Annotated in this window: 21 protein-coding genes; 5 read left to right on the top strand and 16 right to left on the bottom strand. The window is 57.8% G+C overall.

Going from position 1 to position 22646, the window contains the following annotated elements:
- Positions 1 to 80: 80 nt before the first annotated feature.
- The 5 genes from AABA84_RS00770 to AABA84_RS00790 form a co-directional block, all read right to left on the bottom strand.
- Positions 81 to 938, bottom strand: coding sequence for an ATP-binding cassette domain-containing protein (locus tag AABA84_RS00770; RefSeq protein WP_338310952.1), 858 nt, complete (start codon positions 936 to 938; stop codon positions 81 to 83).
- Positions 931 to 1806, bottom strand: a complete 876-nt coding sequence (locus AABA84_RS00775) for an ABC transporter ATP-binding protein (RefSeq protein ID WP_338310953.1) — start codon at positions 1804 to 1806, stop codon at positions 931 to 933. Before AABA84_RS00775 ends, AABA84_RS00770 begins: the two co-directional genes overlap by 8 nt.
- Entirely contained in the window at positions 1803 to 2714 is a 912-nt protein-coding gene (locus AABA84_RS00780) for an ABC transporter permease (protein WP_338310954.1), read from the bottom strand. Before AABA84_RS00780 ends, AABA84_RS00775 begins: the two co-directional genes overlap by 4 nt.
- The gene (locus AABA84_RS00785) at positions 2707 to 3714 is read right to left on the bottom strand and encodes an ABC transporter permease (protein ID WP_338310956.1); all 1008 of its coding nucleotides are present in this window, start codon (positions 3712 to 3714) and stop codon (positions 2707 to 2709) included. The genes AABA84_RS00780 and AABA84_RS00785 overlap by 8 nt, the downstream gene beginning before the upstream one ends.
- 94 nt (positions 3715 to 3808) lie before the next feature.
- Positions 3809 to 5341, bottom strand: a complete 1533-nt coding sequence (locus AABA84_RS00790) for an ABC transporter substrate-binding protein (protein ID WP_338310958.1) — start codon at positions 5339 to 5341, stop codon at positions 3809 to 3811.
- Positions 5342 to 5598: 257 nt separating this feature from the next.
- Here AABA84_RS00790 and AABA84_RS00795 point away from each other — a divergent pair, with 257 nt between their 5' ends.
- Both AABA84_RS00795 and AABA84_RS00800 read left to right on the top strand, forming a co-directional pair.
- Positions 5599 to 7749: an indolepyruvate ferredoxin oxidoreductase subunit alpha gene (locus AABA84_RS00795; protein ID WP_338310960.1), complete on the top strand. Its 2151-nt coding sequence runs from the start codon at positions 5599 to 5601 to the stop codon at positions 7747 to 7749.
- 10 nt (positions 7750 to 7759) lie between these two features.
- Positions 7760 to 9313 (top strand): indolepyruvate oxidoreductase subunit beta family protein, encoded by a 1554-nt coding sequence (locus AABA84_RS00800; RefSeq protein WP_338310961.1) that lies wholly within the window; start codon positions 7760 to 7762, stop codon positions 9311 to 9313.
- A 597-nt stretch (positions 9314 to 9910) separates the two neighbouring features.
- On the opposite strand, the gene AABA84_RS00805 is transcribed toward AABA84_RS00800, so the two are convergent.
- Positions 9911 to 10939, bottom strand: a complete 1029-nt coding sequence (locus tag AABA84_RS00805; protein ID WP_338310962.1) for an NAD(P)H-dependent flavin oxidoreductase — start codon at positions 10937 to 10939, stop codon at positions 9911 to 9913.
- Positions 10940 to 11232: 293 nt separating this feature from the next.
- Between AABA84_RS00805 and AABA84_RS00810 the strand changes: the two genes are divergently transcribed.
- Positions 11233 to 12279: a helix-turn-helix domain-containing protein gene (locus AABA84_RS00810; RefSeq protein WP_338310963.1), complete on the top strand. Its 1047-nt coding sequence runs from the start codon at positions 11233 to 11235 to the stop codon at positions 12277 to 12279.
- A gap of 72 nt (positions 12280 to 12351) precedes the next feature.
- Here AABA84_RS00810 and AABA84_RS00815 read toward each other — a convergent pair whose 3' ends face one another.
- A complete protein-coding gene (locus AABA84_RS00815) occupies positions 12352 to 13218 on the bottom strand; it encodes an NmrA family NAD(P)-binding protein (protein WP_338310965.1) in 867 nt (288 codons plus the stop codon).
- Between the two features lie 351 nt (positions 13219 to 13569).
- Between AABA84_RS00815 and AABA84_RS00820 the strand changes: the two genes are divergently transcribed.
- Complete coding sequence (locus tag AABA84_RS00820) at positions 13570 to 13791, top strand: hypothetical protein (RefSeq protein ID WP_338310966.1); 222 nt, start codon at positions 13570 to 13572, stop codon at positions 13789 to 13791.
- A gap of 249 nt (positions 13792 to 14040) precedes the next feature.
- Here the strand turns inward: AABA84_RS00820 and AABA84_RS00825 are convergent, their stop codons facing one another.
- The gene (locus AABA84_RS00825; protein WP_338310967.1) at positions 14041 to 14364 is read right to left on the bottom strand and encodes a hypothetical protein; all 324 of its coding nucleotides are present in this window, start codon (positions 14362 to 14364) and stop codon (positions 14041 to 14043) included.
- A 71-nt stretch (positions 14365 to 14435) separates the two neighbouring features.
- Between AABA84_RS00825 and AABA84_RS00830 the strand changes: the two genes are divergently transcribed.
- On the top strand, positions 14436 to 15218 hold the full coding sequence (locus AABA84_RS00830; RefSeq protein WP_338310968.1) for a cyclase family protein: 783 nt from the start codon (positions 14436 to 14438) through the stop codon (positions 15216 to 15218).
- 226 nt (positions 15219 to 15444) lie between these two features.
- On the opposite strand, the gene AABA84_RS00835 is transcribed toward AABA84_RS00830, so the two are convergent.
- From AABA84_RS00835 to AABA84_RS00870, 8 genes are all read right to left on the bottom strand, one after another.
- Positions 15445 to 15831 carry a RidA family protein gene (locus AABA84_RS00835; protein WP_338310969.1) on the bottom strand — a complete coding sequence of 129 codons (387 nt, stop codon included), beginning with the start codon at positions 15829 to 15831 and terminating at the stop codon, positions 15445 to 15447.
- 28 nt (positions 15832 to 15859) lie between these two features.
- Positions 15860 to 16759, bottom strand: coding sequence for an AraC family transcriptional regulator (locus tag AABA84_RS00840; RefSeq protein ID WP_338310970.1), 900 nt, complete (start codon positions 16757 to 16759; stop codon positions 15860 to 15862).
- A 129-nt stretch (positions 16760 to 16888) separates the two neighbouring features.
- Positions 16889 to 17425, bottom strand: a complete 537-nt coding sequence (gene nbaC, locus AABA84_RS00845) for a 3-hydroxyanthranilate 3,4-dioxygenase (protein ID WP_338310971.1) — start codon at positions 17423 to 17425, stop codon at positions 16889 to 16891.
- 51 nt (positions 17426 to 17476) lie between these two features.
- Positions 17477 to 17992 carry a flavin reductase gene (locus AABA84_RS00850; RefSeq protein ID WP_338310972.1) on the bottom strand — a complete coding sequence of 172 codons (516 nt, stop codon included), beginning with the start codon at positions 17990 to 17992 and terminating at the stop codon, positions 17477 to 17479.
- Between the two features lies 1 nt (position 17993).
- Positions 17994 to 19562, bottom strand: a complete 1569-nt coding sequence (locus AABA84_RS00855) for a 4-hydroxyphenylacetate 3-hydroxylase N-terminal domain-containing protein (protein ID WP_338310973.1) — start codon at positions 19560 to 19562, stop codon at positions 17994 to 17996.
- Positions 19563 to 19700: 138 nt separating this feature from the next.
- Entirely contained in the window at positions 19701 to 20915 is a 1215-nt protein-coding gene (locus tag AABA84_RS00860) for an ABC transporter substrate-binding protein (RefSeq protein WP_338310975.1), read from the bottom strand.
- Positions 20916 to 20946: 31 nt separating this feature from the next.
- Positions 20947 to 21198 (bottom strand): 2Fe-2S iron-sulfur cluster-binding protein, encoded by a 252-nt coding sequence (locus AABA84_RS00865; RefSeq protein ID WP_445083391.1) that lies wholly within the window; start codon positions 21196 to 21198, stop codon positions 20947 to 20949.
- A gap of 74 nt (positions 21199 to 21272) precedes the next feature.
- Positions 21273 to 22475 (bottom strand): cytochrome P450, encoded by a 1203-nt coding sequence (locus AABA84_RS00870; RefSeq protein WP_338310977.1) that lies wholly within the window; start codon positions 22473 to 22475, stop codon positions 21273 to 21275.
- Positions 22476 to 22646: the final 171 nt, after the last annotated feature.

Below are 22646 nucleotides of genomic sequence, written 5' to 3' on the forward strand. Positions count from 1 at the left end.
CGCGTTCCATCATGGATGATGCGATCTCGGCGCAACGATCGCAAATCCGGCGCCGAGGGTGCCGCTTCCGCGTACGCTGATCAGATCGTCAAAGATCCTTCGCTGATTTCCTCCAAGCGTCCTCGATTGAGCCAACCCGCGTCGATGCACGGCAGCGGGATGGCATCGATGAGAAGTTGGGTGTATGGATCCTTGGGGTGCGCGAAAACCTCGTCGCATCGTCCGTGCTCGACGATCACTCCGTGACGCATGACGTACACGCGGTCGCAGACCGATCGGATCACTGAGAGATCGTGACTGATAAAGGCCATAGCGAGCCCCATCTCGCGTGAGAGCGCCTTGAGAAGGTTCAGGGTCTGGGCCTGCGTTGATACGTCGAGACCAGAAACGATCTCATCGGCGAGGACGAAATCGGGCTCGAGCAACGCCGCGCGCGCGATTCCGACACGCTGCCGTTGCCCACCTGACAGCTCGTGCGGAGCGCGATCCAAGCAACTCAACGGCAGGGCGACCCGTTCGAAAAATCGCCGCACGCGGCGCTCCGCGTCAACCTTACTCGTCGCGACGCGATGGAAAAGTAGAGGTTCGGTCAATATCTGGCGTATGCTTCGCCGAGGATTGAGCGAACTCATAGGATCCTGAAATATCATCTGCATGCGGCGCCGCAGCGGAACGATCTGGGACTCCGGCAGATGTGTTATGTTTCTTCCGTCGAAAGTGATGTTGCCGGCGGCGACCTCAGTCAGCCTCAGAAGTGCTCGACCCAGCGTCGATTTTCCTGACCCGGACTCGCCGACGATCCCAACTGTTTCGTGGCGCCCGATATGGATATCGACGCCATGAAGCACCTTTACTCCGCGGGTCTCGCCGCGTCCGACGCGACGGCGTGCCCCGTAGACGACTTCGATGCCGTTCGCTGCGATCAAGGCCTCAGGCATGATTTCTTCCGTCAGACGCGAAGATATCCGCCCGCAGGGAATTGATGATCCCGTCGGGCACCGGCTGAAGCCCGGCACCCGGCCGATCGTAGCGTGGACCTGCTGCGATCAACGCCTTGGTGTAGGGATGCTTAGGTGCTTCCAGCATCTCTGTCGTGGTCCCGGTTTCGACGACGCGCCCTTCGAAGAGGAGCGTCACCCGATCGCAGATCTGAGCAACCACACCAAGGTCATGAGTGACGAACATAATTGCCGTGCGGTGATGCGCCTGAAGATCCCGCATCAGGCGCAAGACGTGCTTCTGAACAGTGACGTCAAGGGCGGTGGTCGGCTCGTCCGCGATGATGAGCTTCGGCTCGAGAGCGAAGGCTGCAGCGATAAGAATGCGTTGGCGCATTCCTCCGGAGAGTTCATGCGGGAAGGAGCGCATGACGCGTTCGGGCTCGCGGATCCGCACCTCTTCGAGCAACTGAAGGGCCCGAACTCGTGCCTGTCGCCACGGCAGCTTGCGGCGCAGACGTAGACCGTCCGTAAGCTGACGCTCGATCCGACGCCCGGGATTCAGGGCGGTGAGCGGATCCTGCGGTATCAAGGCAATCTGATCACCGAATATCCGATTGAGCTCACGCTCGGGGAGTTCCCTAAGGTCGCGCCCATCGAATACGATACGCCCGGAGGCTATTCGCACTGTCCGAGGCAGTATCCCTAGCAACGCCTTTGCTATCGTCGACTTACCGGCCCCGCTTTCACCAACCAACCCGAGTGTCTGGCCGGGCGCGATGTCGAGGCTGACCCCGCGAAGAATCGGTCGACCGCCGAAAACCGAGATCGCATTCAAGTCGCGGATTCTGAGCATCGAGTCGGTCATCTTTTCAATACCGGATCGAGAGCCCGGCGCAGTCCCTCGCCCAACTGATTGAAGGACAGTACCGTGGCAAACAGAGCGGCAAGCGGCGCAGCCAGAACCCACCAGGTCTGATGAATATATTGACGGCCCTCGGCGATCATCCCGCCCCATGTCGGCGTGTCCGAGGAAACCGAGAGACCCACGAAAGAGAGAATTCCCTCGACGATCACGGCTATGCCCATCTCGAGGCTTACAAGCGCCAGCAGCGCTGGCATGATGTTGGGAAGGATCTCTCGGAGGAGGATGTGGAGACGCCGATAGCCGACTGCGCGAGCGGCAAGTACATAGTCCTCCTGCGCTTGCGCCAGCGTTTCCGCGCGAATCACCCGGCAAAATCTCGTCCAATCAATAATGGCGATGGCGGCGATCACGGAGGTAACTCCGGAGCCGATCACGGCTACCAGCAAGATGGACAGCAGCACCGGGGGAAACGACATCCAGATATCGACCAATCTGGAGATTGCAGCGTCCACCACGCCTCGATACCAGCCGGCCAGCAGCCCGAGCATCGTGCCGACGATCGCAGCGAGGCCCGCGGCCACGAACGCGACGATCAGGGCGATCCGGGTCCCGTAGATGAGCCTCGACAAGACATCTCTTCCAAGATTGTCTGTTCCGAGCCGATAACCCGGCTCTGCATTGGCGAAGCCTGCGGGTGGAAGCGCCGTGGCCATCAAGTCCTGATCCAGCGGGTTGTGCGGCGCGATGTACGGAGCCAGGATAGCCACAATCGCGAGCAAAAGTACGAATCCACCGCCGATCGCAATCTTCGGCTCGGTCGCCAATGCCCTCAGGCGATGCCACGAGCCATGGCCGGATTGCGCTTGAAGCACCTTCGTGAGTTCGGAAAAAGAGACGGTCTCATCCATGACGCAGCCTAGGATTGAAGACGAGCTGCAGAAAATCGACCAGCATGTTGACCACGATGAAGATCACGGCAAAAACGAGGACGAGCCCTTGGATGAGAGGAAGGTCGCGGTTGATGACGGCGTCGATTGCCATATTTCCGATCCCCGGGTAGGCGAAGATCCGTTCTGTGATGACGGTTCCGCCGACCAGGAATGTGAACTGGACGCCAGTCAGCGCGAGTGTCGGTCCCACCGCGTTTCCCAGTGCTTCTTGAAGCACCAGGCGCAACTCCGACATCCCTTTCAGCTTTGCCAGCAGAACGTAGTCCTGAGCCATCGCTTCGACGAGTGAGCCCTTCAACACGCGAGCGATCACGGCGCCGAGGGGCAAACCCAATGCGAGAACTGGCAGCACGAGATGGCGGCAAAGATCCCAAAACACGTCGGACCGAAGCCGCAGAAGGCTCTCCGTCCAAAAGAACGGGGTGACCATGCCCGAGGCCACACCTGGATTCAGGCGCCCGGAGAGCGGAAGCACTGGCCAGAGCACACCGAGGAGCAACGCGAGAGCGAGAGCCCAGACGAAATCCGGCACGGCGAGCAAAAGTCCGTTGACGGCGTCGATCAGGTCCTCAACCCACGAATTGCGCCAGACGGTTCCGATGAGGGCAACCGTGCCGCCAACGAGAGCAGCAAGCTCCAGAGCGGCAATACAAAGCTCGAGCGTTGCCGGCAGCCGCTCGAGGAGCACCTCCATAACGCTTCGACGAAGCGAAATGGAAACCCCAAGATCTCCGCTCAACAGCGCCTTGAGCCAAATGCCGAATTGCGAGAGCAGGCTACCATCGAGCCCGTAATGAGCGCGCAGTGCAGCAACGTCGCTCGCGCTTGCGCCAGGAGAAATCATCATCGCCACCGGATCACCCGGAACGATTCGAAGCAGCACGAAGACTACGATCGCCACTCCTGCGAGCGTACCGGCTGCCGTGGTCAGTCGCCGAGCAAGGGCCATCGCAATCATTGCCGAAGCCTCGGTTTGCCCGTGCCGGCCAAGGCCGACACGGGACGTCCGAAGACTTGTGTCGCAAGCCGTGCGGCGCCAACATCGTTTGCGTTCACGGGCGCGCCACAAGCGTCGGCTGCAGCGCGCCCGATGTGTTGGGCGAGACCCTCAGCTCAGACTTGTAGACGATCGGCTGAACATACTGCAGCAGCGGGATGACGTAGCCTTGTTCTGCGATGTACCTGTCGACGGCCTTCCAGCCCTCGATGCGCTTGCTTTCGTCCTTTTCGCCCCAGAGCGGACCGATCTTGGCATCGAGATCCTCCGTCTTCCAAGCTGAGTGTGGCGAGGGACCGAACATGGCGAAGCCCGTTGAGGATGTCGGGTCGGCGATCGCATTGCCCCAATTGTAGAAGGCAGCCGGCGCCAGCTTGTGGGTGGTGCGAAGCTCGAAGTGTTTGGCAATCTCGTAGACCTCGATTTCTGCCTCGATGCCGACTTTGCGCCACATGCCGACGATCGCCTGGATCATCTCGAAATCTTTGGGCTTGAAGCCGCGCGTTGTCTGGATCGTGAACTTGACCGGCTTCTCCGGCGAATAGCCTGAGGCCTTGAGCAGTTCGACGGCCCTTTTTGGGTCATACTGCGTTCTGATCGAAGGATCGTAGGCCGAATACTCAGGAGCCTCGAGCGTATCAATCGGCACGCCGTAGCCACGCAGCAGACGGCTGACGATCGCCTTCTTGTCGATGGCATGGATCGCCGCCAAACGAACGTTCTTGTCGAGCATCACGTCCTTGTTGGTGATGAAGATCATGCCGATATCTGAGATTGGCGCTGCCACGCCGGCAAGACCCTGCTTGTTGATCAACCGGTCATACTCCTCATAGGACACCTCCAGCGTGATGTCGGATGAACCGGATTCGATCTCAGCCACGCGGGTGGTGGCGTCGGGCATGAACTTGAAAATCACAGTCTGGAAGGCCGGCTTGGGGCCCCAGTAGTTCGGATTAGCCTTCAAGCGCAGGAACGCGTTGCCGGAGTATTCCTCGACCATAAAAGGACCCGTCCCGATTGGCTTCTTCTCGAAGCCTTCCGCGCCCACCTTCTCGTAATAGGCCTTCGGCAGCACGTAGCCGGTGAGGAACGCCATCCACATGAAGAATGTTGGCTCGTACCGGACGACGTCAGCCGTGATCCGATTTCCGTCAATCTTGTAGTTTGCGGCAGTTGCCCAGATGAACTGGACCGGGTTGCCTCCGTCCTTTCTTGCTGCGCGCTCAAGCGAAAACACAACGTCTTCCGGACTGAAGCGCGATCCATCGTGCCAAGTTACGCCGCTTCTGACATCCATCCAGAGCCTGGTCTTGTCTTCGTTCCATCCCCACCCAGTCAGAAGTCCAGGCTGAAACGCGAGATCCGGCTTCTGGCCGATGTACTGGTCGAAGATCGAGCGGTAGATCGCCTGGATCGTCGGATTGACGGAGGATGGACCGGACGTCGGATCGAACGACGGAACGTTGACGTTGAATGCGATCGTCAGCGTATCCTTGGCGGCGGCGATGGCACGCGAATTTGCGAAAAGTACTTCGCTCAAAAAAGCGCTCGCACCCAATGCGAGCGACTGACGCCTGGTCAGCAGCACGGTCCCCTCCCTCGTACCAGGCCATCGGACGCCATCATCATATGCGGTCGCGTCACAAGCTCGGCCATTTGCTTTAGGTCTAAACCATTGGAGCATAGCATGGCGCACCATTTTTTCAAGATGCATGAATATGGATTTATTTGACCTCCATGAAAGCCGCGTCATTTTGGGGAAAAATGCACAAAATCCCGAGTTTGTTTGACAGGCGATTTGGCAGGAAATATGCTTATGCAACTAATTCGAAAGGGAAGCAGCTCATGGCGGAGCGGTCGTTCGAGCGCGAGGTTCAGGATCTACGACTTGGCGAGGGAGAGGTTTTTCGGGGCGAAGGCATACTCGCCATCACGAAAGCTCTTCTGCAGTCCGGCGTGTCCTATGTGGCCGGTTACCCAGGGTCGCCCATTTCACACTTGATGGATGTGCTCGCCGACGCCAAGGACGTTATGGACGACCTGGGAGTGCATTTTGAGACTTCGGCTTCCGAAGCCGCGGCGGCGGCGACTCTGTCGGCCTCCGTGATGTATCCGTTGAGAGGCGCCGTGACCTGGAAGTCGACGGCCGGCACGAACGTCGCTGCAGATGCGCTCTCCAATCTATCGTCAGGTGGGGTCACTGGTGGCGCACTGATCATCATCGGTGAAGACTACGGCGAGGGCTCTTCCATCATGCAGGAGCGTAGCCACGCCTTCGCTATGAAATCCCAAATGTGGCTCTTGGATCCTCGGCCGAATCTGCCGATGTTGGTGCAGATGGTGGAGCAGGGCTTCGAGCTGTCCGAGGCCACCAACACGCCCGTAATGTTGCAGGTTCGCATTCGGACTTGCCACGTTCACGGACACTTCGTGGCCAAGGACAATAAGCGCCCTGCCTTCACCCTGCGGCAGGCGATGGAGAACCCGTCCCGCGACGTTAACCGCATCGTATTGCCGCCAGCTTCCTTCCTTCATGAGAAGGAAAAGTTGGAGAAGCGCTGGCCTGCGGCCATAGCGTTCGTCAAAAACAGACGCTTGAACGAATTCTTCGGAGCGAAGGAGGGTGACGTCGGGATTATCCTGCTCGGCGGCCTGTACAACACCGTCATGCGCGCATTGCAGCAACTCGGCTTGGCCGACGTCTACGGACAGTCCAAGATACCCCTCTACGTGCTGAACGTCGCCTACCCCATTATCGAAGACGAAATGGCGGACTTCTGCGCCGGCAAGTCGGCGGTCTTGATGATCGAGGAAGGCGCTCCCGACTTTCTCGAACAGGCACTCAATACACTACTGCGCAGGCGCGACCTGAATACGAAAGTCGGTGGCAAGAACGTCCTGCCAATGGGCGGAGAGTACACGGCGCCTGTGGTTGCAAAGGGCGTACGGGATTTCCTCCTGACGCATGCGCGTCCGCTGCTGGGAAATCAGCCCCCGATTCCTGATCCTTCCGCGATTCTAGCGCACGAGAAGGTGAAGACTCTGGCGGAGGTCGTTCCTCCGCGGCCGCCGGGCTTTTGTACTGGTTGCCCAGAGCGGCCTATCTTCGCCGCTCTGAAGTTGACCGAGAAGGAGCTTGGGTCTCATCACATTTCCGCGGATATCGGCTGCCATCTGTTTTCGATTCTGCCGCCTTTCAACATCGGTGGGACAACGATGGGCTACGGCCTCGGGCCGGCATCCGCCTCGGCGTTCAACGTCCCCGCGGATAAACGCGCCATCTCGATCATGGGTGACGGCGGCTTTTGGCACAACGGACTCGCCTCGTCTGTGGGCAACGCGGTATTTAACAAGCAAGACACCGTTATCGTCGTCGTCGACAATTTCTATTCCGCCGCGACCGGCGGGCAGGACATTCCCTCCTCGCGCGCGGACAATCCGCGGCGGAAGACTAAGAATTCGATCGTCGAAGCCGTGAAGGGAGTCGGCGCCACCTGGGTGAAGCAAATCGATCGGACTTACGACGTTGGGCGTCTGCGAGACACGTTCCGCGAGGCGTTGACGACCAAAGAGCCGGGTCCGAAGGTCATTGTGGCGTCTTCGGAATGCATGTTGAACAAGCAGCGCCGCGTAAAGCCCCAGTTCAACAGGAAGGTCGCCGCCGGCGAGCGCGCGGTGAAGGAGCGCTTCGGCGTCGATGAGGACATCTGCACCGGAGATCACGCCTGCATTCGCCTATCCGGCTGCCCATCGCTCTCGCTCAAGCATACGGACGATCCGTTGAAGGATGATCCCGTCGCTGCGATCGACAATAGCTGTGTTGGCTGTGGAAACTGCGGCGAGGTGTCTGAGGCGGCCGTGTTATGCCCCTCCTTCTATCGAGCAGACGTCATCTTCAACCCAACGCGATGGGACCGCTTCACGGCTAAGATGCGCGGTGCGGTGATTGGATGGATGCAGCGCCGCCGTGAGGCGCGACGTATCGTATTTTCGTGAGGATTCAGGAATGGACGCGTTGAGTCCGATGGCCGACCAACTTTCGCGCGAGAAGCCGCTCTCGATCGCCGTTTTGGCCATGGGTGGTCAAGGTGGCGGGGTACTGGCCGATTGGATTGTCGAGGTTGCCGAAGCCGAAGGCTGGGTGGCACAGTCAACTTCGGTACCCGGTGTGGCACAGCGTACCGGCGCGACCATCTACTATATCGAAGCTCTTCTACCGCGGGATGGGGTATCACCTGTCCTGTCACTGATGCCGACGCCCGGTGACGTCGACGTGGTCATCGCCGCCGAGCTTATGGAGGCCGGGCGTTCGGTCTTGCGCGGTCTGGTCACCCCTGATCGCACGACCTTGATTGCCTCTACGCACCGGGCGTTTGCTGTCCTGGAGAAGGTAGCGCCGGGCGATGGCATAGGAGATCCTATCGCGGTTACCGAAGCAACTGACGTTGCCGCCCGAAAGGTTATCGCCTTCGATATGGAAGCACTTGCTCTTGCCAATGGAAGCATGATTTCCGCAGCCATGCTGGGGGCCCTGGCAGCGTCCGAGACGCTGCCGTTCCCGAGGCAGACCTACGAGAAGATCATTGGAGGTGGCAAAAAGGGAGCTGCTGCGAGTCTGAAGGCGTTTTCAGCCGCGTTCGACCGAACACGAACTGCCCCCCGCGAGACGCCTCGGCGAGGAGTCGAGAAGAGGTCAGATCCGATCCCGCCAAGCGCCGGTCATCCCAAGCTCGATGCGCTGCTGAGACGTCTGCGATCGGAGATCCCCGAGGCAGCTCAGCCCATGGCTTTCGTAGGCTTGAAGCGCTTAGTTGAATTTCAAAACATAGCATACGCACATACCTATCTGGATCGCCTGAAGCGACTGAGCGAGCTCGATCGCAAGCATGGTGGCGAAGCGGCAGGATTTTCGTTCAGCCTGGAGGCAGCAAAGTATGTGGCGGTCGCGATGGCATATGACGACGTCATCCGGGTCGCCGACATCAAGGTGAGATCCGCGCGTTTTACGAGAATGCGTAGGGAGATCGGCGCTAAGGATGATCAAATCGTCTATTCGATAGAATATCTTCACCCGCGCGCCGAAGAGATATGTGGCATGCTTCCCGCGCGATTGGGACAGTTTGTTGAAACCCGTGGGCCGCTCTTTCGCGCATTGGATCGAATCGTCAATCGTGGCCGGCGCGTCGAGGTTCGGCGGCTAAGGGGCTTTCTCCAGCTCTTTGTCGTAGCGTCACTCCGTGGAACGAGGTTGGGGAGCCTTCGGCACAAGCGTGAGATTGATCATCTGGAGAAATGGCTCGCGATGGCTCGCGACGCCCTGCCGAAGAACTACCAACTCGCAGTGGAAATTCTGCGCTGCCGTCGACTGGTCAAAGGCTACTCGGACACCCACGCCCGGGGTCTGTCCAAATTCGATCGCGTCATGAATGTCGTTCCAGCTCTCCTGGCCCGAGATGACGGTGCCGATTGGCTCGATCGCCTGAAACGCGCAGCGCTTATGGACGAGGCTGGCGTCGAACTGGACGGCGCGATCAAGACAATCCAGGTGTCCTTGAATTAGGACGTTCCACTCGACTTCAGATCAAAACCTGATCATAGCTTTTCATATCGGCCTCATCGCCGGGACAAGGAAGGATGGCCAGGCAATGGCATTCCACCTTACCCGTTGGGGTGGCTTCGACGCGGAAAGTGACGGTAGGTGGCTGACCAAGGTTCGCTCGGAGAACGAGGATCCAGGGGAGAATGGTCTGATCGCAGACGTGGCGTCCGCACAGCATCATCCCGCTCGGATCGCTGTGCACACGTACGCGCGAGGTGGCTGGAGCAACGGCCGGGGCCTACCGCGAAGCGGGGGAATGACCGATTTGTCGCTGTGTCGGGAAAAGGCATTGGAGCTCGCCTCCGCGGAGCTGCGGCGTGTTTGCGAGACTTCGGCGCCGACCACATCCACGGAGGATCATACGGCCGGGAAGCCTAAATGCCATCTCAAGAGTCCTTCTCTTCAAGGCGAAGGCCCTCGCCTCGCCTTCTTCGTGCAAATGCATAATACGCTCCCAAATTCATCGATCGGGGGGCATGCTCTGGTTGAATGAGTTGCCCTCGCCCGAACTGCATGGAAGACGCGCATTGCGACCACCAGTTTCTACACGGACGCAAGCTATCCCCGGCTCGGGCTGAGCTTAGCGAGGATGTCGCCAGCCTCGCGCATCATCGCTTCGATAACCACAGCGGCCGGCTCGATCTTCTTGATAACCCCGACGCCCTGCCCACTGCATACCGGCATCTGCTCTATGTCGGCAACGGCAGACGCCACCGGAACATAGGCGCCGAAGCGTCGCAAGACGATATGTTGACCGGCCAAGGTCATCTCACCAACGACAGGCTGTGACTCGAGATCAGTCGGAACCGCATTCTCGCGGTGCGCCCACTCACCCACAAGCTTGTTGGCGACGACACGCATTGGGTTGAAGCCACCCATCTGCCGGCCCCAAAGGCTGCTCAACGTCGTTTCCGTACCGTTAGCGGTCATCAGGCGTTCCTTGTACTCAGCGGAGACATCCGCCTCTGTCGTCGCTACCATTCGCGTGCCAACCCAGACGCCGTCAGCACCCAAAGCCAACGCTGCAGCGACACCTCGACCGTCGGAAATGCCTCCCGAGGCGAGAACGAGCGCGGGGGCAACCGCATCAACAATCTCCGGCACAAGCACGAAGGTCGGAAGCGTGCCGTAGTTGTGCCCGCCAGCCTCGGTCCCTTGCGCGACTATCACATCGATGCCGTCACCTGCGGCGCGGCGCGCGTTGCCGACCGAACCAACCTGCTCCCAAATCTTGCACCCGGCTCGATGCAGGCGCTCGATCCACTCTGAACGAGGGTGCCCCCAATGAAAGGAGACGATTGCAGGCTTCAGCTCCTCGCAAAGGGCGATGTGGCTCTCGTCGGTCAAGAACGTGATGAAGTTGAGGTTCAAAGGCGCGTCGACCTCCGCGCGGATCGTCGCCACATGTTGAGCTACGAGCGGGGCCGGTAGCGGGCCAACACCGAATGCGCCGACGCCTCCGGCTTTACCGACTGCGATCGGGAGAGCCGGGGTTGAACCAGCAAAGGCCATTCCGGCGCAGGCGAAGGGATAGCGTACTCCGTATTCGCGAGTGAATCTCGTTTCGATTGTGTGTTGAGCGGCCATGGGGTCCCTCGGGAAAATGAGCCAACAGTACGGATTGAGCGGAGATTGCTAGCGGATGAGCTTGCGATGCCTTTCCAACAGGTGCGCGATATTCTCACATGTGAGTGGATCGAAATTCGCGGCAGAGTAACCCACCTTGAACGAGTGCCGTCGCAAACGTTGCATTGCAAAAATGCTCCGCTCGGAGGGCGGCAACGACGCGCTGCAACGACTGGGTAAGCCCCGAGAAGCGCACAACATCGTCGACTCCGGATTGAAGTTGATGCTAGTCTCGTCACAGGGAGGAGGAAGCCGTGCCCTGCGACGAGCTTCAATACTATCCGGCGCCAAATGCGCCGGCTTGGACCACGGTGCTTGATTCTTTGGCACTGCGCGCAAGTGCGCATCAGCAAGATGCTTCGGCTCCGTTTGGCGGCGCTAAGCACAGCGCGGATGCTGACGTTGATGCGTGGCAACAACGACTTCGCAGGACCTTTTGCGATCTGGAAATCGAACCCTATTTGCCGAGCAGGTTTTCGGCCCGTCTGAGTACTTTGGACAGAGGCGAGCTGAAAGTCTCTTTTCTCCTTGCACCGGGTCAGACTGCTACTCGTTCGATGACGGGGATTCGCAGGGCGCCTGTTGAGACGTTTTTTCTAAATATTCACCTACACGGAAACGGCTTCGTGGAGCATCGCGACGGCGTCTCACAAGTTTACGCAGGCGAGGCCGTGTTGATTGATGCAATGCAACCGTACAGGATAAACTATCGCGATCCGTTCCGCGCTGCATGCATCCAATTTCCGCAGAGCTGGCTTAGAGAACGTTGCGACAACAACCTCGACTCTTCGATTGCAAGACGGTTGTCGGCAGGCACGGGCGCGCCGCGTGTGCTGGCTGCCGCCGTAGAGACGCTGATTGAGTCTAATGCACCAGGATCCACAGACGACATCTCGGTCGAACTTTTTCTGGACGTGCTTACTACCAGTCTCAAAGGGGCCGAATGTGGCAACAATTCACTGGCTGCCGGAGTTGCAATGCGCGCGGGACTTCTGCGTCGTTATTTGGCGCAGACCTATCGAGAGGAATGCCTAACACCGGCGATGGCGGCGGCGGCCTTGGGCTGGTCAGTTCGCAATTTGCACAAGATATGCCAGGATAGCGGAACAAGCTTCGGCAAGATGTTGCTCAATATAAGATTGGCGGCTTCCACACAAAAGCTCGTGTCAGCCAGGCAAGGTCATCAACAGATTTCAGAACTTGCGCTGGAATGCGGGTTTCGCGATATCTCTCACTTCTGTCGTGCGTTCAAGCAGCGCTACGGCTTGAGCCCGAGCCGATACGCGCTGTATCACCGGTGATCGCTTACACAGGCAGAAACAAGAGTGGCGGGCGAGCTACCTCATTGGTCGCCATCAGCGTGAACAGGTCGACTATCGGAATTGATCAATCGCCTTATCGAGATATGCGCCCAAACCGAGCGGTCGTCGACCGATCAGCTCGCTTAAGTCGGCTCTCACGTTCGCCTCGTCGCCCGCAGCGCAGGCTTGGGCAACTCCAGAAACCAGGCTGGCATAGCTCCACGACATCCGGCCAAACGTACACAGCATTGTCTTGAACAACAGATGGGGCGGGTTGACGTGACGGATCCTTCGCCCGAGCCTTTCACTGAGCGCTGCGCACACCTGACTCATGGTCCAGGCTTCCGGCCCGGTAAGGATAAAGGTTTTCCCAGAAAGCGATGGGTCGAGCACGACGCGCGCAGCAGCGGCGCCAATGTCCCTAACATCGACAAAGGCGACGGCCCCACCATGGGTTGGAAGCGGAAAGACATTTTGCTTCCGGACGGGATCGCGGAACAGTGCGAGAGACTGGAGGAAGAAGGTCGGCTGCAAGATTACCCAACTTAAACCTGACCTCTTGAGATGATCCTCGATGGCGCCATGAGCAACACCGACGCTAACCCGTGGCGTCAGACTCGCGGTGATTGCCGATATTTTGATAATGCGCGGCTTCGTCGCGGCCTTTGCCCAGTCGATCAAGCGAATCTCCCGCTCGGCATGCCCTGGATCGTCGCCGGTGGTGAGCACCAGGTCCGTGACGCCGTCCAAGGCTCGGACCACGTCATCGCGATCTTCGAAGTGTCCCTGTCGAACATCTATGGTCGAACTCGCAAATTTTTGTAAGGCTTCGGGACGACGCGCGAGCACCCGAATGGGAGGCGAGCCAACGCCTCCCTCCAAGAGCGAGCCGAGAATACATGTCCCGACCTGGCCCGTTGCTCCTAGGATGAGGATCATCGAAGCTTTCTCCTGAGCTGCCCGGCAAAGTTGTCTAACGCTGGCCAAGCGACCGCCAGAGATCGATTGGCGCTCGCGTAGGCTCATGTTAGTCGGACTGAATTTGCGGTAAAGAGAGCGCGCTTTTGCTGCCATCAGCCGGTCGCTACCGTCCACGATGGCAAATCGCCAACGACGTTCAGCGCGATCTCTACGAATCCACAGTGGCTTAGCTGGTACCGCAGCGCTTCACCGACTGGCGGTTTCGCGCAACGAACTCCTAAGTCCGGGCGAGATCTGCAGCGTCAATCAATATTCTATGCGTCTCCAGCAAAGAGATTTCTCAGGACGAAAGATGAGATCGGCGTCAACATGGCGATGGACGCGATTGGCGGCATCTTCCGAAAGGGGACGCGCCAGAAGCCCGAATTCAAATGTGCTTCATTCGCCGATATTCTGGGACCAAAGGCCAACCCTATCCATATCGTGCTGAGGAAGCGACTACACGTTTCGCTGCAACTTCGCAAATTGCCCATCCAAGCCGGCGTCACGCGCCGCATTTCGTTTGGACAAGGTACCGCGTTTCACAAGTGACCGATGGCACTCAAATTGCGCATCAGGAGGGTCCTTTTCCCGCATCCACTTGGCCCCAGAAGCGACGAATTCCCCATCGTCAGAGCTCAGATTTGCCTCGTGGAGCGCGATAACTTCCTTTCCCTCGCTCCGGAACACCTTACGGACGTCCAAGCTTTCAAAGACCCATTCCTCCAATCCGCCGCCGGAATTTTCGGAAAAGCGCCCAGGCGAGCTCGATACGATATCTTGTATCCCTGCTGAAATATCTTATGATGTTCCTCTGGCAACAAATCGCCGGCTGCGCGCAACGTGCCTGCGCTCGACTGCGGCGCTGTCCGGGACGAAATCGACCTGCTCGAGCGGATTGCCATAGACGCTGACGTCAAGGCCAACGGGTTCGGCCACATCAATTTGGAGAAACTCGCGAAAGCCTTTGATTTCATCAATTTCAACGTACAGGTCACTGGCAGCAAACTCGACGCCGCGCAACCTGTGCGACGGGATTTTTGCCTCAGACGCCGATCCTGCCCGATCCGAAATAGTAGCCGATGTCCGAAACCTCGTCGACAGAACGCGAGTGTCGTTCGTCACGACACCGAGAGTTCTGATCGATGGCCGATCACCACACATCGTCCACCTTTCGACCAACCAGGGAAAACCCAATGCGGAAGAACCACCTCCTTTTAGACTTGGTGAACGCAATGTCTTCAGAGGAAATCCGTATTGTGGATCTGACGTTCACGCTTAGCCCGGATTTTCCAACCATTCTCCTCCCGCCGGAACTTGGCCAAGTTGCTCCAGTTCGCATCGAGGAGATTTCGCACTATGACGCGCGCGGCCCTGGACACTATTGGAACAACCTTTCGTTCGGCGAGCACGTTGGAACCCATTTTGATGCACCGATCCATTGGTATACTGGTAAGGACTTGCCGGCCAATTCGGTCGATACGATGCCACTGAAGGATATGATTGCACCTGCCTGCGTGATCGACTGCTCCGAGCAGGCCGAGCAGGATCCCGATTTTCTTCTCACGGTGCCCATTGTCGAGGCTTGGGAAGCGCAGCACGGCCGCATCCCTGAACGAAATTGGGTCTTTCTTAGGAGCGGCTGGGCGAAGAAGGACTTTCGCGCTTATGCAAATCTTCGAGATGATGGGGCTCACACCCCGGGACCAAACGCCGAAGTCATGAAATGGCTCGTGGAGCATCGTGGGATCGTGGGGTTCGGCACCGAGACAATCGGAACGGACGCGGGGCAAGCCGGACATCTCGTTCCGCCCTACCCGGCACATCACTATCTGCACGGTGCGGGACGGTACGGGCTACAATGTCTCTGCAACCTCGACCAACTCCCAGCGACGGGAGCCGTCATCATTGCCTCACCACTCAAGATCAGGAATGGCTCGGGTAGTCCACTTCGCGTCCTTGCTTTGATTTCGAATTGAAGGGAGAAGGATTACGGAACGCAGGGCAAATGCACGCCTCGGCCACGTGAGCGGCTTATCCAAGACCCCTGCTTCCGCCATTCTCATTTCGATAAGTCGATCCTGGAAGTTCTTCGATCGGCGCCAAGCCATCAAGAGTAGCCGGCATCAACAATCTTGATGACGTTGTGCGAACCTGACGACCCCGCTTCTGTCACTGCACTTCTCCAAGTGAACGCTGAAACTTTCAGGCCTCGGCGACACAGTCAACTTCCAGCAAAAACTCCTTGCGCGGGAGCCTCGCCTCCACCGTCGTTCTAGCAGGCCATTGAGCTGGATCATTGCCGAAGAATTCTTTGTAGATTTCGTTCAGTTCATCGAAGTCAGCCCGACGGTCGAGGTAAACATTCACCTTTGCAACTTTGTCGATCGAACTGCCGGCGTATTCGAGCGTCGCCTTAATATGCTTCAGCGCCTGTCTCAATTGCGCTGCGAAGTCTCCCTTTGCCACCTGCACACTCTCATCGTAGCCTGGAAAGCCGGAAACAAAGATCAGACCACCAACCTTTACCGCATTCGAGTGGGGGGACTTCGAGCGAGGAAGGCTCGGATTGTTAATGACGACACGTGCCAATGTTCTTCTCCTGCCGTTGCAATGTTGATTAGTCGTCAGCCCCAGGACGCTTGCTCGTCTCGGCGTGGTGCCTAGTACGAAATTGCTCCGGCGACATTCCTCTTCGCTTTCTGAAGAAGCGCGCAAAATGCGATGCGTGTGAATAGCCGAGCATAAATGCAACTTCCTTGATCGGGAAATTTGAATACAGGAGCAACCGCGTTGCCTGCTCAATCAACGCGTTCTGAACGACCTCATGGGCTCCCGCTCCTGTCACAAATCGGCATGCGGCGTTGAGGACATAGACGGTGGTCGAGAGCCTCGTCGCTAAGCTTTCGACGGTATGAGACTGCGGTTTGATCACGCCGCTCGCGAATCCGACGGATCCGATCACCGACCGCAACACACCTTGAAATTGTCGATATAACTCCGTCTGCGCATCCGCTTGATGCTGCAATTCGCCGTGCGCACTGTTCTGCACCGCGGCCCGATCCAACTCCAATAGCAGGCAGCCCATCAGGTATCGGAGCAAGTCCCTTCTGCGATTGTCGGGCGTTTCGAAGCTGACCAACAACAGTGAGACGAGTTGTTTGACGACCGCCAGGACGTCTTTTGTGGGCAGTTTCACGAGCCGAATGGTGGCCAGCCGTAATGCCGCTCTGTTCAACGCCCCCTCAACCGATGGAAGGCCTGCGATGAAGTCGGACGATACGCTTATGACGACCCCTTCGGCATCGAGTTCATAAGCAAACTCGTGCACCACATTGGCCGGCGTAAATACACATGAGGGCGCACCGACTGAAATCTCTTGTCCATCGTGGCGGAACGTGCACTTGCCCTTCAAGAGTATGGAGAACTGCTCGAAATCCGGATGACTATGTAAGGCGATGCGCCAGTTATTCGGGATATTCCTGACGGCCAACGGCTCGATATGAAAGAAACCGAACACCGACTGATCATGACTTTCGCCATACAATCGGTATGCTGGAACACGCAGAACCGTATCCCCCATAGGCGATGATCTCGCGTTCGCTCCTACTTCGGCCTTTTGTCTTCTCTTGGCCATCGCTCTGCGGGTTCAGGTATCAGTTCCGATACGCCAGATAGTTGGACATTCGCGGTCGCTCTTCTCCTTCCACGCCGCCCATGCGGCTTGTACCTTGGAAAGATCCTGTTCGATGTTCTCGATCAGGAATTCACCTCGGAACTCCAACCTCCCTTTCTCATCATACCATTCCAAGGCATCGATTTCACCAGGCTGCCGATACCGTTCAATCACCAAACCCATGGAGCCGGCTGGCCTTTGCGGTGAATGCCTGACGTGCGGCGGCAACAAATACATCTCCCCCTCGCGAACGATCACCTCACCACGTTCGCGAGTGACCGGATCAATCAGCTTCAGGGTGACGTCGCCGCGGAGTTGAATAAAGAGTTCTTCACCGGGATCGTCATGATAATCCGGGCGGTAGTTCGGTCCGCCGACCATCATAATCAGCAGGTTCTTCCAATCTGCCTTCCAGAACTGGCGATTGCCTATCGGAGGCTTCAGGGTCGCCCCATTCTCCTCGATCCAGGCATCGAGATCGATCGGTAGATTTTCTAGCGCCTTTAGCACGTTGGATCTCCGTTCGGCCTCAACCGGGGTCGGTACGCAAGTCTGATGTCTTCATTGATGCTTTTGAGACCGGGCCATCTCATCATGCAATGATCGATACTGCCGATTGAGATAAATCAGGAAATTCGCTTCGCGGCTCATCGCAATCGCATCAACTTCACCGAAGACCACGCTGTGAGTACCGACCTCTATCAGGCCGGTAAACTTGCAATCGATCGACTCGATCGCCGACAACAAGGCAGGCGCGCCCGTCGAAAGTGTGCGCCACTGGCCGATCGAGAACCGTTCTGACATAGCCATACCCGCCTGACCACCGAAAGCCTTGGAAATTTCCTCCTGGTGACCGCTCAGCACGTTCACACAGAAGACCCCGTTGCTCTTAACCGCAGCAAGCGCGCGACTCTGCCGGTGAAGACAGACGAGTAGCGTCGGGGGATCGTCCGAAACCGAACATACCGCGGTACAGGTCACTCCGAGCCGGCCCGCCGGCCCGTCGGTTGTCACGACCGCGACTCCAGCCCCCAAACGGGCCATGCCATTCCTGAATTCGACCGCGTCGATGGCCACGTTACGTCCGCTGCAGGTTCTTGAGTACGGAGATATCATCGTTGCTATGGTATGACGTCCCACGCCAGCCGTTTTCATCGTACTCTTCGAGGAATTCGGACGCGAGCGCCTCCATCGAGGCAAGCGCGCCGGACCCCCGAGCGTAAAGTAGGCCGTGCATCCTGATCACCTCGTGGTTGCCCGCATAATTCCGTTCGTACAACTCGTGCCGCGCCCCGAATTCGGAACCAATAGCGTCCCAAAGCGCCTTCATGATCTTTATTCGCTGCTTGTAATCGATTCCGTTCGAACCTCTCGAGTATCTGGCCAGGTAGGCGTCAACCGTGGGGTTCTTGAAATCCAATGCGCTGGAAGGAAGATAGATCAGACCAGAGGCGACGATCTGCTCTATGATTGCCCGAATCGCGGGATAGGCCTCGGTTGCAAATACGCGGTAGGCTTGGCAAGCTCTCATATTTGGCAGAACCGCTCCGTTGACCCAGGCATCGGGTACGGCGGCCATTGCATCGGTAAGAGACCAGAATAGGTTGCGCCAGCTGATGATTTCACCGAGTTGAACCTGTACCCCCCGAAACTCGTCCGTCCCGCATGCGCGAAGCGCCTTCACCAGCAGCCCTATGATGAAGTCGAGCTTAACGGCCAATCGGGTGCAGCCTTGGAACGTAAAGCCGTTCTGGAATCCCGATTGAGGATAGAACTTCTTCAACATGCCGATGTCGCGGTAAACGAAAACGTCCTCCCATGGAATGAAGGCATTATCGAAAACGAAGATCGCATCATTCTCGTCAAAGCGGCTGGTCAAAGGGTAGTCGAAGGGAGACCCGATCGCCGCTGCAGCCAATTCGTATGATGGACGGCAGATCAGCTTTATTCCTGGCGTGTCCATGCGAGCCATGAACATGACCGCCATCCCTTCGTCCGTAATCTCGGTCGAGATGTTCTGTCCGAGGAAATTGTAATGCGTCAGCGCCGACGAAGTCGCGACCACTTTTGCGCCGGAAATATAGAGTCCAGCATCCGTTTCCTTTTGAATGCTTACATAGACGTCCTTGACGTCCTCGACAGCGCGGTGCCTGTCGATCGGCGGGTTCACAAGGGCATGATTGATGAACGGAACGGTCTCTTGCGTGAGCCTGTACCAGGCACGCGCGTTCTCGGCGAAAGCGCCGTAGAACTCGGCGTTTGCACCCAACGTATTTGTAAGGCTCGCCTGATAGTCAGGGCTCCTTCCCATCCAGCCGTATGTCAGCCGAGCCCAAGCAGCGATCGCTTCTCTCTGAGCGAGCAGGTCCTCGCGTGAGGTCGCATACCGGAAGAAGCGATGAGTCCACCCCTCAGAGCCCGTGTCCGTTGTCGTCGTCAACACATTTTTGAGCTTCTCATCGCGCAAGGCGTCATAGAGCCGCGCGATCGATACTGCCGAATTTCGAAAGGCCGGATGACGGGTGACATCCTTGACACGCTCTCCGTAGATCCACACTTCGCGCGCGTCTCGAATGGACTCGAGGTATTCCGCACCAGTATAGGGATGATCTCCCGTCGCGCTCCTCACATTGGTCTTGACGTTCATTGCGCTACTCATGTCCTGCCGCTTCCTCGCTTCAGCATTTCATCTTGCAAGAGGTTGAGGCAACGACCACTTCTTCAAAAGGAGTGACCGGCACCTGGCAAGCGGACCGCAAATATCCTTGACGGCGCGTTCCCCGGTCTATTTCAGGAGAGCGCAGCCGCCGTCCGAAATGGGACGAAATGCCACTTCGCCTGGGATCGTTGAAAGAAGCTTGTAGTAATCGTAGGGATAATTTGTCTCTCCAGGACGCTTCACCTCGAAGAGATACATCGGATGGATTACGCGACCGTCTTGCCTGATCCTGATGTCGCCGAACAGCTTGTCTTTGCCGCTTACCTTCTTCATCTCAGGCACGACTTGTCGGGCGTCGTTGCTATCTGCCGCCGCAACCGCATTCAGGAAGGCCAACGTCGACGAGTAAACGCCCGCCTGATTCCCACTTGGAACCTTGCCGTGCATTCCCGGTCGCGCACCAAATCGCATCGAGAATGCTCGCGTATCGTCGTCAGCATCCCAGTAGAAGGACTCGAGAAGCTGCAGGCCTTGGGCGACATTCAGGCCCATTCCATGAACGTCGTTGATGAACAGGAGGAAAGCGACCATGGACTGTCCTCCCTGCCGAATACCGAACTCGGATGCCTGCTTGATGGCGTTGATCGTGTCGCCGCCGGCATTAGCGAGCCCTATGACCTTTGCCTTAGAATTCTGCGCCTGCAGAAGTAGCGACGCAAAGTCTGAAGTACCCAGCGGGTGTCTTGCTGAGCCAAGCACCTTCCCGCCATGTGACTCGATAAAGCGGGTTGCCTCAGCCTCGAGGCCTTGTCCAAGCGCGAAATTGACCGTGATAAAGTACCAGTCCTTTCCGCCCCGCTCCATCATCGCCGCCGTGGTCGCATGGGCAGTCGCCCAGACGTCATTAACCCATTGAATGGTGTTGGGTGAGCACTCCTTGCCCGTAAGTTCGGAGGTCGCTGTCGACGACGCAAGAAACGTGACCTTCGTGCCGCGAAGCAAAGAGTTGACTGCGAGGCCAACCGCGGAATTAGGTACGTCCACCACCGCATCGACGCCGCCGCTATCTAACCACTTACGCACGATCGCGGTGGCGACATCTGGCTTGTTCTGGTGGTCCGCGAAGACAACTTCGACCTTGATTCCCTTGTGCGCACTCTCGAATTCCTCGGCTGCCATCCTAGCCGCCTCCACCGATCCCATACCGTTGGTGTCTTGGTACAAACCCGTGACGTCGGTGAGCACGCCGACACGGACGATCTTATCGGACAGCTCCGCGTTCGCCATCTGGGGAGCAAAGATGGTCGATGCGAGCACTAGCGGAAGGATCGTTAGCTTCATTTTGCGCTCTTTGTCGTCGCTGGTTGGCGATTTAGACCTGCTTGTCCGGCACGCGAAGAATGAGGCCATCGAGGGTCGCGGTCATTCGTATCTGACACGACAGACGGCTAGTAGCCCGTCGGTCGGCAGCAACGCCAATTAGAAGCTCATCCTCGAGCTCTTCGACATCTGCGAGGCAACCGCTCCATCCCTCATCCACATAGACGTGACAGGTCGCGCACATGGCGTTGCCGCCGCACTCCGCAAGAATGCCCGGTACGGCATTGCGAACGGCCGCCTCCATGGCACTCTCTTGTTCTCGCGCCTGAATCTCGTGTGATTCGCCCGAAGAGAGGACGAACATAGTTTCTGGCATTTTTAGCTCGCCCGCTTGAGAGTTATTGGAAGGCTTTCAAGTCCACGAAGTGTGTTGTTGTATCGGCGCTTTATTTCTCCTGAAATCTCAATCGCACGCACTCTTTTGGCCAAGGTCGACAACATCACCTCACCCTCAAGTCGCGCGAGAAATTGCCCGCTGCACATGTGTATCCCGGAACCGAACCCCACATGGCCACTTGTCCGACGGCCGATATCGTAGCTATCAGGATGCTCCCATTTTCTCGGGTCTCGATTTGCCGCTCCGAGGAACATCAGGACCTTCTTGCCGGCGCCGACCTTGAAGCCGCCGATCGTGACCTCCTGTGTTGTCGTTCGGAAAAACGTTTGCACGGGGGACTCGTAGCGAATGGCCTCCTCGAATGCGTTGCGGGCGCGGCCTGGATCATCCCTGAGCAGCCTCCACTGATCAGGGAAACGAGCCAGGCAATACAGTGCCGCGCCAAGTCCATTGACCGTCGTGTCAAGACCCGCGCTCAGCAGCGTGCGCACCAACAGGGGTGCTTCAGCTTCGGCAATGTCGCCGGATTCAACACGAGAATAGATACAAGCCCCGAACCCCTCGGTGGATAGGTTCTCACGTTGGCATTGCTCCAAGACATACGCCTGATGCGGAGCGGAGCGCTCGATCGCCTGTTGTCGAAGTTGGTTGGGCGGGCCGAACGCGTTGAATACGACACCCGCATATGGCAACAGATGTTCTCTTCCCTCTTTCTTCAATCCGACTGCCTCCGGAAACACCGAGAGAGGAAATGCCTCCGCAATATCTCTGATTGCATCGACGCTGCCCCGCGCAAGCAACTCATCCGTCCTGTCTTCAGCCACTCTTGTGAATTTCTCGCGCAAGGCCCTCACGACGGCGGGGGATAGAATCCGATCGAAGACCGCTCTTATGCGGGTATGCGCAGGAGGATCAGCTTCTAGAATGAGGCTGGGTGGTCGCCAGGGCTTCTCCTTGGCGAAATCAGTTAGCCCGGCGCCGCGACTTGAGCAGAAATTGCGATGATCATGCAGTACGTCGTGCACCTCCTTATATCGAGCAATGGCATAGACATCCCATTTCGATAGCCATACAACTGGTGCGATGTCACGAAGACGCTCGTGCGTGGGATAAGGATCATCGAAGAAGTCAGTCGAGAACGGATCCAAATCCAGCTCTGGCATCTGACGATCTGTCGACGTCATGATCGCACACCTCCGGCTCGGCTAAAGACGTAATGATGTTATGCAGGCGCAGGCGCACTCCCCCGGAGCGTACATATTCTGCTCTAATCGGCTTCCGGCACTAATTATGCTGGACGCACCCGCGCAGCCTGACAATGACCAATTCCGCAAATTCGCCAGCCACCCGTCCGG

Origin of the sequence: Bradyrhizobium sp. TM239 (assembly GCF_036247985.1) — a bacterium.
Taxonomy (GTDB): Bacteria; Pseudomonadota; Alphaproteobacteria; order Rhizobiales; family Xanthobacteraceae; genus Bradyrhizobium; species Bradyrhizobium ottawaense.

What these genes read in the sequence shown, in the direction of transcription:
- AABA84_RS00770 (WP_338310952.1), bottom strand. Translation starts at nt 938, where the DNA reads ATGCCTGAGGCCTTGATCGCAGCGAACGGCATCGAAGTCGTCTACGGG.
- AABA84_RS00775 (WP_338310953.1), bottom strand. Translation starts at nt 1,806, where the DNA reads ATGACCGACTCGATGCTCAGAATCCGCGACTTGAATGCGATCTCGGTT.
- AABA84_RS00780 (WP_338310954.1), bottom strand. Translation starts at nt 2,714, where the DNA reads ATGGATGAGACCGTCTCTTTTTCCGAACTCACGAAGGTGCTTCAAGCG.
- AABA84_RS00785 (WP_338310956.1), bottom strand. Translation starts at nt 3,714, where the DNA reads ATGATTGCGATGGCCCTTGCTCGGCGACTGACCACGGCAGCCGGTACG.
- AABA84_RS00795 (WP_338310960.1), top strand. Translation starts at nt 5,599, where the DNA reads ATGGCGGAGCGGTCGTTCGAGCGCGAGGTTCAGGATCTACGACTTGGC.
- AABA84_RS00800 (WP_338310961.1), top strand. Translation starts at nt 7,760, where the DNA reads ATGGACGCGTTGAGTCCGATGGCCGACCAACTTTCGCGCGAGAAGCCG.
- AABA84_RS00805 (WP_338310962.1), bottom strand. Translation starts at nt 10,939, where the DNA reads ATGGCCGCTCAACACACAATCGAAACGAGATTCACTCGCGAATACGGA.
- AABA84_RS00815 (WP_338310965.1), bottom strand. Translation starts at nt 13,218, where the DNA reads ATGATCCTCATCCTAGGAGCAACGGGCCAGGTCGGGACATGTATTCTC.
- AABA84_RS00820 (WP_338310966.1), top strand. Translation starts at nt 13,570, where the DNA reads ATGGCGATGGACGCGATTGGCGGCATCTTCCGAAAGGGGACGCGCCAG.
- AABA84_RS00830 (WP_338310968.1), top strand. Translation starts at nt 14,436, where the DNA reads ATGCGGAAGAACCACCTCCTTTTAGACTTGGTGAACGCAATGTCTTCA.
- AABA84_RS00855 (WP_338310973.1), bottom strand. Translation starts at nt 19,562, where the DNA reads ATGAACGTCAAGACCAATGTGAGGAGCGCGACGGGAGATCATCCCTAT.
- AABA84_RS00860 (WP_338310975.1), bottom strand. Translation starts at nt 20,915, where the DNA reads ATGAAGCTAACGATCCTTCCGCTAGTGCTCGCATCGACCATCTTTGCT.
- AABA84_RS00865 (WP_445083391.1), bottom strand. Translation starts at nt 21,198, where the DNA reads ATGGAGGCGGCCGTTCGCAATGCCGTACCGGGCATTCTTGCGGAGTGC.
- AABA84_RS00870 (WP_338310977.1), bottom strand. Translation starts at nt 22,475, where the DNA reads ATGACGTCGACAGATCGTCAGATGCCAGAGCTGGATTTGGATCCGTTC.